At 54.8% G+C, this 14004-nt stretch carries 10 protein-coding genes and 1 pseudogene; 9 read left to right on the top strand and 2 right to left on the bottom strand.

Annotation, left to right across the window (positions count from 1 at the left end):
- The 9 genes from ABX962_RS15065 to ABX962_RS15025 form a co-directional block, all read left to right on the top strand.
- The coding region (locus tag ABX962_RS15065; RefSeq protein ID WP_372720781.1) for a hypothetical protein at positions 1-498 on the top strand (498 nt) is incomplete at its 5' end.
- A gap of 308 nt (positions 499-806) precedes the next feature.
- The gene (locus ABX962_RS15060) at positions 807-2099 is read left to right on the top strand and encodes an FMN-binding protein (RefSeq protein ID WP_372720779.1); all 1293 of its coding nucleotides are present in this window, start codon (positions 807-809) and stop codon (positions 2097-2099) included.
- The gene (locus ABX962_RS15055) at positions 2100-3248 is read left to right on the top strand and encodes a non-reducing end alpha-L-arabinofuranosidase family hydrolase (RefSeq protein ID WP_372720777.1); all 1149 of its coding nucleotides are present in this window, start codon (positions 2100-2102) and stop codon (positions 3246-3248) included. It begins immediately after the preceding gene.
- The gene (locus ABX962_RS15050) at positions 3245-5728 is read left to right on the top strand and encodes a 4Fe-4S binding protein (RefSeq protein ID WP_372720775.1); all 2484 of its coding nucleotides are present in this window, start codon (positions 3245-3247) and stop codon (positions 5726-5728) included. Before ABX962_RS15055 ends, ABX962_RS15050 begins: the two co-directional genes overlap by 4 nt.
- Positions 5729-6255: 527 nt before the next feature.
- Positions 6256-6693 (top strand): hypothetical protein, encoded by a 438-nt coding sequence (locus tag ABX962_RS15045; RefSeq protein ID WP_372720773.1) that lies wholly within the window; start codon positions 6256-6258, stop codon positions 6691-6693.
- A gap of 183 nt (positions 6694-6876) precedes the next feature.
- On the top strand, positions 6877-8301 hold the full coding sequence (locus ABX962_RS15040; RefSeq protein ID WP_372720771.1) for an efflux RND transporter periplasmic adaptor subunit: 1425 nt from the start codon (positions 6877-6879) through the stop codon (positions 8299-8301).
- Positions 8302-8352: 51 nt separating this feature from the next.
- Positions 8353-8703: a four helix bundle protein gene (locus tag ABX962_RS15035; RefSeq protein ID WP_372720769.1), complete on the top strand. Its 351-nt coding sequence runs from the start codon at positions 8353-8355 to the stop codon at positions 8701-8703.
- Between the two features lie 52 nt (positions 8704-8755).
- The gene (locus ABX962_RS15030; RefSeq protein WP_372720767.1) at positions 8756-12223 is read left to right on the top strand and encodes an efflux RND transporter permease subunit; all 3468 of its coding nucleotides are present in this window, start codon (positions 8756-8758) and stop codon (positions 12221-12223) included.
- A gap of 103 nt (positions 12224-12326) precedes the next feature.
- Positions 12327-12845 carry a hypothetical protein gene (locus ABX962_RS15025; RefSeq protein ID WP_372720765.1) on the top strand — a complete coding sequence of 173 codons (519 nt, stop codon included), beginning with the start codon at positions 12327-12329 and terminating at the stop codon, positions 12843-12845.
- A gap of 1 nt (position 12846) precedes the next feature.
- Here the strand turns inward: ABX962_RS15025 and ABX962_RS15020 are convergent, their stop codons facing one another.
- Positions 12847-13449, bottom strand: a complete 603-nt coding sequence (locus tag ABX962_RS15020) for a cation transporter (protein ID WP_372720763.1) — start codon at positions 13447-13449, stop codon at positions 12847-12849.
- Positions 13450-13750: 301 nt separating this feature from the next.
- Positions 13751-14004, bottom strand: a pseudogene (locus ABX962_RS15015) (transporter); the annotation flags it as partial.

Genomic DNA, 14004 nt, shown 5'->3' with positions numbered 1-14004 from the left:
GATCCACAGCGGAAGTATTTGGATGAAAAATCGTTGTTAAAGGAGATTCAGCGACGCCACCGGGCAGGCGAACCCTTGCACGCTCGCGGATTGACCAGCGGCGAACACGTCGATGTCCCGCTGCTGTACACCGCCCGTAAGATGTTCGGAGATTGGGAATCGGCGATCCGTGCTGCGGGTATCGACTACGACACGATCGTTCGCAAACGACAAGACTATGATGCGTACCGTGACCGTGTGTATCGAAGTTACACGTCGGCCGACCAAGTGACGCAGGAACTGAAGCGGCGTCATACCGAGGGGATGCCGCTGAATGTGCGGGCGGTGACCCACAGCAAAGAGGAAGAGTATCGCGATTTTGCACTCTTTCGTGCCGCCAAAGAATACTTTGGCACATGGGAGGCGGCGCTAACCGATGCCGGAATCGACGTCGAATCGATCCGCCCCGCTTGGGTGACCAAACGTGCCGAACGGCTGCGTCAAAAACAGCAGCGATAGTCTTGAAAATCTCGCCGACACCCATTTCACGGCATGTGCCATCGCAGCCGTTTCTGATCACTGCCTTCGCCCCAAGGTGGTGACGCGTCTTTGCGAGGTGGCCTGCTGCGCTCTGGCGAGCATCGCTACAGAATGCAAGTGCCGTCCGCTCACAATATCCCGTCATTCCGAGGCGGTCTTGCACCACCGAGGTCGGCGAGACGATTAGAATTGTGTGTCAGTGAGCGAGGGTGACGAGTTCGAGTCGAAACTGGGGTGTCGTTCGCTGCAAAAGAAAAAGCGAATCAATCGCATCGGGAAAAATGGGAATGCCAAATTTGAAATTGAAATTGAAATTGATTTTGACTGCATTGCTGTTGGTGTGCTTGTCGCTTCCGACCGCGTTTGGCGAGGATTCGGTCGAATTTGTAAACGGTTCCACTTTGACCGGCAAAATGCTCGAGATTCGCAAGGAAGCACGTGAGTTTGATTTTTCGTCCAAGTTTGGTCAGACCGCAGTGACGCGAACCTACCCGTACGCCAGCGTGCATGCGGTGACGTTCAACGGCAAACGCTTTGTCTTGACTCCCAAGCAATCGACGTCGGACAGCGAGACATCCACTGGCGGGATCACACGATCGCCTGCCGAACTGCGGAAGTACATTGAACAAGTCGGCAGCACTCCGCCCGATTGGCTCGCGTCGACTGACATGAATCATCCCTCGTCGCTTGATCTCGATTGGCCCCTAAAGGCGCCGGGGAAATGGGACGAGTCCAAAAATATCGGGCAATACATTTGGGGACGCGTCAATCCAAACGTCTCGCGTTGGAAACCGGGCATCAAGTTGGTGCATGATGTGATGGAACGTCATCAGCGTAATCCAACGCTGCTGAAACGTGACATGGAAAAGCTCGGTGAGATGTACTTCACGTTGCTGCAAGATTACCCGCGAGCCGCCTATTGGTTGCAAAAAGCCAAGGTGTCAGCGACCACTCCGACCGGGATCCATCTGGCCGAATGTTATTGGCGTTTGGGCAGCAAGCCGATGGCAATGGAGATGCTAAAAGGCCGCAGTTTGCATCTCAACGCGATCAAGCTGCTGGGGGACATGGACGAAGTGGACAAGGCGATGGCGTTAACGGCAAGCTATGCCAACACGAACTCGTTCAACGAAGCCTTCTTGAACGCTGGCGATGCCCTGCGAGGTGCTGGCCGACTGGACGAGGCGATCGAGTACTACCAACGAGTGCTGGACATTAACAAAGCTCGCAATGCCGAGTATTTGAAACGGTACCAAGCCCGAGCCGCCGAGTCGATTGAGGCAATCAGGTTGTTTGACAAGGCCGATGTCAGCCGGGTGGCCGATGGAACGTACACCGCCCACAGCACGGGATACAACGGCCAGATGGATGTGGAGGTGACGGTGGCGGATCAGAAAATTCGCGACGTTCGTGTCACCAAACACAGCGAAAAACAGTTCTACTCGGCGCTGACGGATACGACGACCCAAATCATCGACCAGCAAGGGATCAAGAATGTTGATGGTACCTCGGGGGCAACGATCACATCGCAAGCGATCGTCAGTGCGACCGCTCGCGCGTTGGCAAAGGGTGCAAATTAGATGACACGCTTGTCGAATCGGATCACGCCGGCTGCGACGCGGATCAAACTAGCGGTGGCGGTTTGCTCGCTGTCCGCTTGCCTTGGGCAATCGGCGGACGGGATCGCGCAAGAGCTGAGTTCCCCTTCAATTGCTCGAACGCAGCTCGCACCCACGGCACCGTCTGAAAACGATCCGCTTCGAAGCGGCGACTTCCGCTGGCGTGTTAGCTCACCGCTGATTGCGGTGGATCCCGCACGGCTGCCCGAGTCGCCCCAACATCCTTGGCTGGCCCTGAAGGATCCTTCGATCGTGCGGCATCAAGGACGTTGGCATTTGTTTTGTACCTTGCGAAAAGCGAAGCAAGGCGACGGTCGTATTCGAATCGGGTATGCATCGTTCGTCGATTGGGCCGATGCCAGTGATGCCGATTGGAGTGTGTTGGATCTGACGATGGGATATCACGGAGCGCCTCAAATCTTCTACTTCCAGCCGCACCAGAAATGGTACTTGATCTACCAAGCCGCCGACGAGACTCGCAATTTGAAGTATGGTCCGTGTTACTCGACCAATGATGATATATCAAAACCTGACCGCTGGACTCGTCCCGAGCCGCTGTATGTTGTCAAAGAAGGCGCCAAGGCGGGGCTTGATTTTTGGCTGATCTGTGACGAGCAAAAGGCACATCTGTTCTTCACCACGTTGAACGGCCAAATGTGGCGAGCGGAAACAGCAAAGCAGGATTTCCCCAACCGCGGTTGGACGGATCCCAAGACGGTGCTGAAGGCCGATATCTTCGAAGCCAGTCATACCTACAAATTGAAAGGCCAGAACCGGTTTTTAACCATCGTCGAGGCCCAGGCTGGCAAGCGGCGCTACTTCAAAGCGTTCACCGCAGATGTGCTGGATGGACAGTGGACGCCGTTGGCGGCAAGTCGCGATCAACCGTTCGTCTCGCCCAAAAATGTCGTCAACCAAAACGAGTCGTGGGCGACGTCCTACAGTCACGGTGAATTAATCCGCGATGGATCGAGTGAAACGTTGGAGATTAATCCCGCCGAACTTCGTTTGTTGTTCCAAGGGGCCAATGATACGGAGTATCAAAGCGGGAACTATGGACAGATTCCGTGGCGATTAGGGCTTTTGGAATTACAAGGTTCCGCAAAATGAAACATTTGCGAAACTACCTGCTCGCCGCTGCCCTAACAATCATTGCGGTTGTGTTAATCACAACCGCGATGACGGGGCATGCGTTTTACCGTGAACTGTTTCACGATCGATTCGCTTTGGCGATCACGGTTGGGGCGGTGTTGTTGACGGCCGCGGTGTTGGCGTTGTTGACGACGCAAGATCGAGGCCGATCCACCGCAGTGATTCGGTTGGATTGGTTCCTGCCTGCACTTCGCCGAGTGACTGCAGGAAATTCTCCGTCGCATACGTTTCCCGGACGGCTGCTGCGACGCTGGATTCCCGCTCGCTTTCAATCGGATCGTCTCAAAAAGAAGCGGGGTTGGATTCGAAAGTCTTTGCGGAAATTGGGAGTGTCGTGGTTGGCGACGCCGGTGCGACGCGTGGTGCAATCGGTCTGTCTGGTCACCTTTGTTTTGCTGTTTTTCTACGTGTGCTGGCCATACAGTGCTCGTCCTCTGCCGCCCGGCGGCGTGTCGCACGGTTGGTCACTGCGATCCGTTGACCAGCAAAGTGGCGAGTTTGTCTTGACCCAGGAAACTTCCCATTCGGATTCACCATCCCAATGGGAAATCAAATCCGGCACGACGCTTTTTGTCGTCGACGACCGTATCGCGGCCCAGGCGACTGCGGCTGAGTCGGTCACTGCGATTGGACCGTTCGTGGTAACGGGTCGCGAGGGAGAGCAGATTCGCTTGACGCCGCGGGAAACAGCCACTCCGGCGATGTTGGATGCGTTTTTGAGTGGTTCGGGTTCCTTCCAACTGGCCCAGCGTGATCCGCAAGCATGGCCCTCGCACTATGCCGACAATCTTACCAAAAAGGAATTGATTCCGGCGGAAAGCTTTCTGCTGATCGACCCGTTGGTCAGTTTGTCCACAGCCGTCGCTTCACGCAGTTGGATCGCGTCGCTGGTTTCGGCGGCGGCGATCTTGATCGTTTGTATTTTGATTCCTCGCGGGTTTTGCGGGTATCTATGCCCTCTGGGGACCACGATTGATCTGTTCGATTGGGCAATCGCTCGGCGGACGACGCGATTCAACGTCCCTGACGATGGATGGTGGGTTCACATCAAGTATTACTTGTTGGCAGGCACTTTGATCGCCGCGGTGTTCGGTGTGTTGGTATCGGGGTTTGTTTCCGCGATACCGGTGATTACTCGAGCGATGTTGTTTATCGGTGATCCGCTGCACAGCGGCGTGACTCGCGGTTGGCATTTAGTGCCCAGCATCGGAGTGGGCCATTTCGTTTCGATCGGGCTGTTTATCGCCGTGTTGTCGCTGGGTTTTTTGCGTCCTCGGTTTTGGTGCAAGTACGTTTGTCCAAGTGGCGCGGTGTTTTCACTAGGTAATCTTTTTCGTGTGACCGAGCGCAAAGTCGAATCGTCCTGTATCCATTGCAACAAGTGTGTTGAGATTTGTCCGTTTGATGCGATCAAGCCCGACTTCACCACCCGCACCTCGGACTGCACGATGTGCCAATCGTGTGGCGGTGTTTGCCCGACTCACGCGATCAAATTCGTCGAACGCTGGAACGTCGTCGAGCTCAAGGTGGACAATGATCCGCCGACAAACGAAACGCCGCTCGGGCGTCGCGGTTTCCTGTCACTTGCCGCCGGCAGCACGGCGGCCGCGGTTGGTGGAATCGGACTGGCCAGTGTGACCAAGGCGTGGGGCGCGAATTTAGATGATCCCAATTCGCCACGTCTGGTTCGACCTCCGGGAAGTGTCCCCGAGCAATCGTTTTTGGAAATGTGCATCCGCTGTGGCGAATGTTTTAAAGCGTGCCCGAACAACGTGCTGCAACCCGAGGGATTCCAGCAAGGACTCGAAGGACTGTGGACGCCGATGGTGGTGGCCGATTGGGCAGGCTGTGAATCGAGCTGCAACGCATGCGGGCAAGTTTGTCCGACGGGCGCGATTCGTCCGCTGGTGATCGAAGAAAAGAAGGCGGCACGGATGGGGTTGGCGATCGTCAACGAATCGACTTGCCTGCCCTTTGCCGGCACCGGAGCGTGCGACTTGTGTGTGCAAGAATGTGACGCGGCAGGCTACCATGCGATCGAATTTACCCAGGTCGGAACCGAGCTAGACGAAGCCGGCCAACCGGTCGAAGGCACTGGCTATCTAGCGCCCGTGGTCCTGGATGATAAGTGCGTCGGCTGTGGTTTGTGTCAAACGCGATGCTACGCCATCAACGTCAAAGCCGAAGGACTGCTGTCTCGCTCGGCCATCATCATCGAAGCCGGTGAGGGCAAAGAGGATCGGCTGCACGAAGGTTCGTACATCGCGCTGCGTGAACAAACGAAACGTCAAACCCAAACCACGACCGATAGCGAAGTCGTGCCGCCGACGGAACCAACACAACCCAAGGAGGTGGATTCAGGAGACGAGTCGGCCGATGACCCGTTCGGAGTTCAATCGGACGAAGCGGACGCCGATCCCTTTGGATTGTCCGATTGACCGGAGCAGGTATTTGTCTTGGTTCGGTAGCGTTGCTAGCAGGGAATTAAGGGACATGGCGGGACAGCACTGCTGTGAAGCATTTACAAGCAGCGTTTAGCGGGTTTTCATAACCCGACGCGTCAGTTTTGAAGTTGCGCGTTTGTATCTAGGGGCAAAGCCCCGGACGTTTACCTAGCCCAGCTCAACGGGCTGGGACCAAGAAAACCAATGAATTGTAGGGCCAACGGCCCGGCCGTTTGCTGGGACTTAATGAGGGCGGCTAGCAAATGGCCGGGCCGTTGGCCCTTAGGTTTGTTTGCATTGAAAACCTGGCCCGTTGGGCCAGGCTAGGCAAATTGCTGGGCCTTTGGCCCGAAGAACATCGAAACGCGCAACTTCAAAACTTACGCATTCGGGTTATGGGAAATGCTTTACAGTGTTGCGTTTCGCGGCTGATGGAATGTCCCACTCATTCCTGTCTAACTACTTACTCGCATCCAGAACCGCTCTAGTCGTTGAGTCAATGAGTAACTAAAATTTGCGTTATGATCCGATTTGTTTCACTACTGCTGATTCCCTTTTTTGTGCTGGGGCAAGCTCTGCCTCATTCGCATGCGGGAACCGGCGTTGCTCAGCCGGATGGTCACGCTCTGCGTCCGCATCTCCATTTGCATTCGCATGACCATCATCATGGTAACGAAACTGATCATCACCATGATGCCGATGAAAAGGACATTGCTGCGGATGCCGAAGGCATTGTGCCAGCGGCGGATCACGATTCGGATGCTCTTTATCTGACGGCATCCGGGCAATCGCTGACACGTCATTCCCAGTCGTTTGAGATTGATGTTTATGCGGCAAATTTGGATGCGTCAACGCTGCCGATTGTGGTCAATACACGTTGTCGATACCACGCCAGCGTTCCGCCGGATCCGCTTGCAACACTGCCGATCTATCTTCTCACAGCCTCGCTTCGGCTATAGCGGACCCTCCCTTGCGCATGCTTTGATCATGTGCATATCCGAGTGATCCGGCGGCAACAACTGCGGGCATTACCGCTCGATTCGCTGCCGCTGTCGTCTCCCCTACCAAAGCCTGTTTCAGCCTTGCGTTAACGCAGCGCGGTGGGTGTTGTCCGCTGGAAATCCGTTGAGGACAAACGACTCATGAACCCCTTGAAATCACGTTTAAACGCCTTCGTCGGCCCCGCAGTGATCATCATTGCCGTTGCGGTAATCTGGTTCTATCAAGACGTATGGTTTGGCAGCGACGACGTGGCCGAAACGTCTGCGGCAACTCAATCAGATGCGTCCGCCGAGAAGCAAACGGTGCTAGAGATCAGTGCCCAAGCGAGGAAGAATCTCGGGTTGGTGTCCAAGCCTGCGCGGCCGCAAACGTACTGGCGATCGGTCACGATTCCTGGAGTGGTTGCCGATCGCCCCGGCGTCTCGGACCGTGGCGTCACGTCGCCTGCGGTCGGGATTGTGACCGCGATCCATGCGTTCCCCGGTGACACCATGCGTCCAGGCGATTCGCTGTTCACGTTGCGACTGTTTAGCGAGTACCTGCAGAACACGCAGACGCAGTTGTTCAAGGCGAATCAAGAAACGAGCATCATTCAAGCCGAGATGGAACGATTGGCCGGAGCCGCCTCGGTCGGAGCGGTTTCGCAAGGCAAGATGATCGAGTTGCGAGCCAATTTGACTCGTCAACGCGCGATCATTCAATCCTCGCGGCAAGATCTGTTGACGCGTGGATTGCTTCCCGATCAGATCGACCAAGTGCAACAGCAAGGTGAGTTCGTTTCAACAATCAAAGTCACGGCGCCTCCGTTGATGAACCAACAATCGCTGCGGGATGACCGTGATAACGCGGTTCGTCAAGCGAGCTTGGTTACCGATTCGGTTACGGCCAACGACATGGCTTATGAAGTTCAAGAGCTGAATGTCGAGATGGGGCAACAGGTTCAAGCGGGCCAACTGCTAGCCAAACTCTCCAACCATCAATCGTTGTATGTGATTGGTCACGCATTCAAACGTGAGGCATCGTTTTTAGAGCAGGCGGCAGCGGCCAATCGTGCGGTCCAGATCGAATTTGCTGAAGACAACGCGGCGGATTGGCCTGTGGTCGAGCAAACGTTCGTGATTCGACATCTCTCCAATACGATCGACCCTGATAGCCGCACGTTCGACTTCTTCGTGCCGCTCTCGAATCAGTCGCATGCCTACGAGAAATCGGGGAATATGTTTCTGGTGTGGCGGTATCGACCAGGCCAACGAGCACGGATACGCGTTCCCGTCGAGCAATTTGAAAACGTCTTCGTCTTGCCAGCCGAAGCGGTGGTACGAGAAGGACCCGAGGCGTACGTGTTTCGCCAAAACGGCGACCTCTTCAAACAGTTGCCGGTTCATGTGCTGCACGAAGATCGCCTTGCCATCGTGATCGCCAATGACGGCAGCATTTTACCTGGAATCTATTTAGCGCAGAGTTCTGCCGCCTCGCTTAATCGGGTGCTCAAGTCACAGTCGACCAGCGGAAGAGCACCCGGGGTGCATGTGCATGCTGACGGCACCGTGCACGCGGCACATTGATTGAAGATTGAAGATTGAAGATTGAAGATTGAAGATTGAAAGGAACCAGACATGAATGATTCGGAATTGAAGAAGAGGACAAAGCAGCTTGCACTGAGGGTGATGAAGCTCGTCGGTGCTTTGCCGAAAGATGCAGTCGGGCGTCCCATCGGCAATCAATTGATCCGGAGTGCGACATCCGTTGGGGCGAACCATCGAGCCGCGTGTCGCGGGCGTTCGAGAGCGGAGTTCGTCTCAAAGCTTAGCATCGTCATCGAGGAAGCAGACGAATGTTGCTACTGGCTCGGACTCATTATTGAAGGCGACCTTTTACCAAAGGAGAAAGTCGAAGCACTACTCGACGAAGCGAATCAAATCACGGCAATCATGGTCGCATCCCGAAAAACAGCCAAAGGTGAATGAGGGTCGGCGATTCAATGTTCAGCAATCTTCAATCTTCAATCGACGATCTTCAATGTTAGATTCAATTATCAAATTTTCGCTCCGCTACCGGATGCTGATTGTCGTGATCAGTTTGGCAGTGTTGGTGTATGGTTCGTACCTCGCCACGCAAATGTCGATTGACGTCTTTCCTGACCTCGACCGACCTCGCGTGGTCATCATCACCGAAGCACCCGGCTTGGCGACCGAAGAAGTTGAAACGCTGGTGACCCAGCCTATTGAAATCGCGTTGTTGGGGGCCAATGGAGTGCAGGCGGTCCGCAGCCAGTCAACCGCGGGGCTGAACGTCATCTATATCGAGTTCGATTGGTCGACCGAAATTCGCGCGGCCCGGCAAACGGTTCAAGAGCGATTGGCCACACTCGAAGGCATTTTGCCTGCGGGCATCCGGCCTCAAATGACGCCGCCCTCGTCGATCATGGGGCAAATCGTAGTTGCCGGTATCTATCGTCAAGATGGACCCGATGGCGGACGACTTGCTCAACTCGGCAACACCGAAATGATGGCCGAAGTCCTTGAACGAGTTGATGGCATACCGCAGATCCAGATTTGGGAACCCGGCGACCGCCACGATCTTTCGACCTGGAAGAAGATTGAACCAACAACAATTCAGTGGCGTGATGAACCTAGTCTCGGACCAGCCGCGTCATCGGTCCCCGTGGGATTCGCCACCATCGAAATCAACGGCAAAACGTTGGAAGCAAACTTCTACAGCGAAGCCAAGCAGCAGTTGGAACTTCGCACCGTCGCGGACTGGATTGTCCGACCGCGGTTATTAAAAGTCACCGGAGTGGCAGAGGTGTTCATGCTCGGCGGCGACCGGAAACAGTACCAAATCCTGATCGATCCTACATTGCTACTCGAATACGACGTCACCGTTCAAGATGTCGAACGGGCACTGCGAGCCAGCAATATCAACACCAGCGGTGGGTTTGCCATAACCGGGGAAACCGAGCGTCCTATTCGTGTGCTCGGACGATTGGGACCCCAGTCGCGAGTAGTCATCGAAGACTTGAAGAAAGTGCCGGTGGGGAATCATCCCAAACGCTCGGTCTTACTGGAACAGGTTGCTCGCGTCACCGAAGGGCCTCAAATCAAACGTGGCGATGGCAGCGTGGATGGTCGACCGGGGATTGTCTTTACGACGGTAAAGCAACCGCACATCGATACACGAAAACTGACCGACGATGTCGCGCAGGCGTTCGCGGAAGTCGAAGCGTCGTTGCCTGCGGACATCGTCGTCAATAGCGAACTGTTTCGACTCAAAAACTTCATCGATCGAGGTATCTTCAACGTCGCCGAAGCGCTGGTGATTGGCGCCGTATTGGTCATTGTCGTGCTGTTTTTGTTTTTGCTGAATTTTCGTACAACCTTTATCACACTGACCGCGATTCCCCTGTCGTTGGTGCTGACGACGCTGGTGTTTCGCGTGATCGGGATGCTCAGCGGCAGCGAGTTGTCGATCAACGTGATGACGCTTGGTGGCATCGCGGTTGCCATGGGCGAATTGGTCGACGATGCAATCGTCGACGTCGAAAACATTTTTCGTCGATTAAAACAGAACAATGCGCTGCCGAGCGAACGACAGAAGCCCTCCATCGTCGTTGTCTTCGAGGCAAGCAAAGAGATTCGTAGCTCGATCGTGTTCGGCACCGCGGTCGTGATTCTGTCGTTTATGCCGCTGTTTGCACTCTCGGGTGTCGAAGGCCGCTTGTTCACACCGCTGGGGTTTGCCTATATCGTTTCGATTCTGGCTTCATTCGTGGTGTCGATGACAGTCACGCCCGTGCTGTCGTATTACCTGTTGCCCAGGTCGGGGGCGACTCACCGCGAAGGTGATGGTTTCCTGCTTCGTGGTTTGAAACATCTGGTCACGCCGCTGATTCGACTGAGCATGGCGATGCCCGGCACCCTGTTGATCTTGACCTGGATGGGGGTGGGGCTCGCTGCTTGGCAGATGTCACAGATGGGTAAGAACTTCTTGCCTCCGTTTGACGAAGGAAGCATTCAAGTCAACGTCACTCTGCCGCCTGGTTCTTCACTCGACGCTTCCAATCAAGTGTCCAAGTCGATCGATTCCGTTTTTCAATCGTTGCAGAAAAATAGTGAGAATCCTGATGGCGAGATTTTGCACTTTGTTCGCCGTACGGGGCGAGCCGAGATGGACGAGCATGCTTCGCCCGTCAATTCAGGAGAATATATACTCAGTATGAACCCCGATTCGCCAAGCGAGCGTGATGAGATCATCGCTCGACTGCGAGCAAAGATCAGCGACGAGGTTCCGGGCGTGGACATCGAGGTGGAGCAACCGCTCGCTCATCTGATCAGTCACATGATTTCAGGCGTGTATGCTCAAATTGCGATCAAAATTCACGGCGATGATCTCGACACATTGCAGCATTTGGCGGAACAGGTAGAGCGGACGATTAAAGACGTTCCCGGCATTACGCCGCCCATCGTTGAACCGATTCAAGAAACCGCGGAACTGCATATCGAATTGCGGGCGGACGATTTGGCGCTGTACGGATTGACGCGGCAATACGTGGCTGACGTTTTGCAGACAGCACTCCAAGGCGAAGTGGTTTCGCAGGTCTTAGAGGGACAACGAAGATTCGATTTGCTGGTGCGGCTGGAAGAGGAGTATCGGACGGACTATGCCAACTTGGATCGACTTCGAATCGATTTGCCCCATGTCGATGGCGATGCCGAACGCGGTCAAATTGAATTGCATGAGGTCGCCAATGTCGGTGAAGGGACGGGGCCGAACTCGGTGAACCGCGAGAACGCTCGACGCCGAATTGTGATTCGCTGTAACACCGAAGGCCGCGATTTGGCCGGCGCGGTAGGCGAGATAAAACGACGTGTGTCCGCTCAGGTTCAATTGCCGGTCGGCTATTTCATTGAATACGGCGGCCAATTTGAAAGCCAACAGCGGGCGACTCAGATGATCATCGTGTTGGCCGCGATCTCGGTCGTCGGTATGTTTGTCGTGTTGTTGATCCTGTTTCCCTCGGTGCGAATCGTCTTGCAGATATTGAACGCCTTGCCGACCGCATTTATCGGCGGAGTGCTGGCACTTGTGATCACTCAACAAAGTCTGACGGTCGCGAGTCTAGTTGGTTTCATTTCGCTCGGCGGGATCGCGGTCCGCAACGGTATTCTGCTGGTCACGCATTACTTTCACTTGATCAAAGAAGAGGGCGAAGTGTTCAGCCAAGCGATGATCATTCGTGGCAGTCTCGAGCGGCTTGCCCCTGTTTTAATGACCGCTCTGACTGCGGGGATCGGGCTGATTCCGCTCGTACTGGGCGGGCAAGAACCAGGCCGCGAAATCCTGTACCCGGTCGCAACAGTGATCCTCGGCGGATTGACCACGTCGACGTTTTGTGAGTTCTTGATTCACCCCGGATTGTTTTGGAAATTCAGCGGCAAAGACGCCAAAGAAATGATCGAACTTCAAGCTTCGCTCAAAGATTTTTAATCGCTCCCTGAGATTGATTTGATTTCACTTCTGCGGTTCTTGATGATTGCCTTTCAGTCTCCAATCGAAAATCATGAATCGCGACTTAAAAAGGAATGTTCAGATGAAAGTTTTTACCGTATTAACACTTACTATTTCACTGTTCGGTTTGGTTGGATGTAAACAAGAAGCCGCTCCCACTCCGGCGCCCCCGGCCGAAACAGCCGACGACCACGGGCATGATCATGCCGATGGTGAAGTTCGCGATCATAGCGTCGCCGGACATGGCCACGGTGCCGGGCCGCATGACGGCGTCATCGCAGATTGGGGCGGTGGAAAGTATCACGTTGAATTCACGGTTGATCACGACAAGACCGAAGCGACCGTCTATGTGCTCGGAGGCGATGAAAAAACGCCTGCCCCCATCGACGCCGAATCGATCGAACTGAGCATCGTGGATCCGCAAATGGTGGTCACCCTTGCAGCCGCGCCACAAGACGATGACCCCGAGGGCAAAGCATCACGCTTTATCGGCACGCATGAAAAATTAGGGGTGGTCCAAGAGTACGAGGGGACGATGACCGGCGTGATTGACGGCACCCCGTACTCGGGCGATTTCAAAGAAGAAGCCCACGACCACTAACTTACTTTGTTTTCAACGCTGCCTTTGCTTCTGTTAGTATCTGCCATCCGCCGCGGGTGACGACCGCAGCGATGACGATGCCGATAATCAGGTCGGGGATTTGCGAACCGAGTAGCAGAACGAGCAAGCCAGAGACGATGACGCCAATGTTGGCGATGACGTCGTTGGTCGAAAAAATGTAGGACGCTCGAAAGTTGATGTCGCCGTGTTTATGCCGCGAGATGAGTTTTAGACAAATTGCGTTAGCGATCAACGCAACGATACCCATCCCCATCATTGCGGCACCAATCGGTTCGCCACCGCCGATAAATCGGCGGACCACTTCGATCAACACGCTGATACCCAAGACGACTTGCAACACGCCGCTGGCGGTCGCGGCATTGTGCCGGATCGATGACGACCGACCGACCGCGTACAGACTAATCGCGTAGACGCTGGCGTCAGCCAACATGTCGAGTGAATCGGCGATTAAACCCGTCGAACTGGCCAGCAACCCTGCGACGATCTCGGCGACAAACATCGCCGCATTGATTGCCAGCACCATTCGCAGCGTCTTTCGCTGCGACTCGCCGTCAGCTTCCAATTCGCATCCACAGTCGCTCATCGATTCGTGTTCAATCCGTGGTAGAGGTTTGAAGCTGGTAGACCAGCATGCGGTTTGTCAGCCGTATTGGCTCAAGCGACGAGTGCAATCTCGCCCAATCGGTTCGTTTCGGCGGCCTGTCGCTTTTGTGCCGCGTGAATCATCGCGAGCTTGATGTGAGCAACCTTTAATCCATCAAAGAAATATCAAATGAGGAGCTGTTTTGAATAAATCGACGAACGAAATCTTGCGATTCAAAATAGACATCTCCATGTCTCCGTGTCTCCGTGTCTCCGTGTCTCCGTGTCTCCCTCTCTCCCTCTCACTCCGGGCAGCCCACGGTGCGGTCGATCCTGGCGATCGTCGTCGCCAGCGTGGCGTCAAATCGGGCGAGCTGGGTTTCGAACATCAGCAGCTCGCGGTAGGTTTCGATCAGACTATAAAAATCGGTGCGTTTGCCTCGGTAATCGGCCACCGATAGTTGCAGCGTTTTCTCGGTGCGAGGGATGATCCGTTCTTCGTACAATTGTCGCTGCTCGATCAGTGAGTCGGCTTGAGCCAGTAAACGTCGCAGTC

The organism is Novipirellula sp. (genome assembly GCF_041583735.1).
Classification (GTDB): Bacteria; Planctomycetota; Planctomycetia; order Pirellulales; family Pirellulaceae; genus Novipirellula.
Note: the sequence above shows the minus strand (reverse complement) of the source record. Positions and strands in the feature narration are given on the sequence as shown.

What these genes read in the sequence shown, in the direction of transcription:
- ABX962_RS15060 (WP_372720779.1), top strand. Translation starts at nt 807, where the DNA reads ATGCCAAATTTGAAATTGAAATTGAAATTGATTTTGACTGCATTGCTG.
- ABX962_RS15055 (WP_372720777.1), top strand. Translation starts at nt 2,100, where the DNA reads ATGACACGCTTGTCGAATCGGATCACGCCGGCTGCGACGCGGATCAAA.
- ABX962_RS15050 (WP_372720775.1), top strand. Translation starts at nt 3,245, where the DNA reads ATGAAACATTTGCGAAACTACCTGCTCGCCGCTGCCCTAACAATCATT.
- ABX962_RS15045 (WP_372720773.1), top strand. Translation starts at nt 6,256, where the DNA reads ATGATCCGATTTGTTTCACTACTGCTGATTCCCTTTTTTGTGCTGGGG.
- ABX962_RS15040 (WP_372720771.1), top strand. Translation starts at nt 6,877, where the DNA reads ATGAACCCCTTGAAATCACGTTTAAACGCCTTCGTCGGCCCCGCAGTG.
- ABX962_RS15035 (WP_372720769.1), top strand. Translation starts at nt 8,353, where the DNA reads ATGAATGATTCGGAATTGAAGAAGAGGACAAAGCAGCTTGCACTGAGG.
- ABX962_RS15030 (WP_372720767.1), top strand. Translation starts at nt 8,756, where the DNA reads ATGTTAGATTCAATTATCAAATTTTCGCTCCGCTACCGGATGCTGATT.
- ABX962_RS15025 (WP_372720765.1), top strand. Translation starts at nt 12,327, where the DNA reads ATGAAAGTTTTTACCGTATTAACACTTACTATTTCACTGTTCGGTTTG.
- ABX962_RS15020 (WP_372720763.1), bottom strand. Translation starts at nt 13,449, where the DNA reads ATGAGCGACTGTGGATGCGAATTGGAAGCTGACGGCGAGTCGCAGCGA.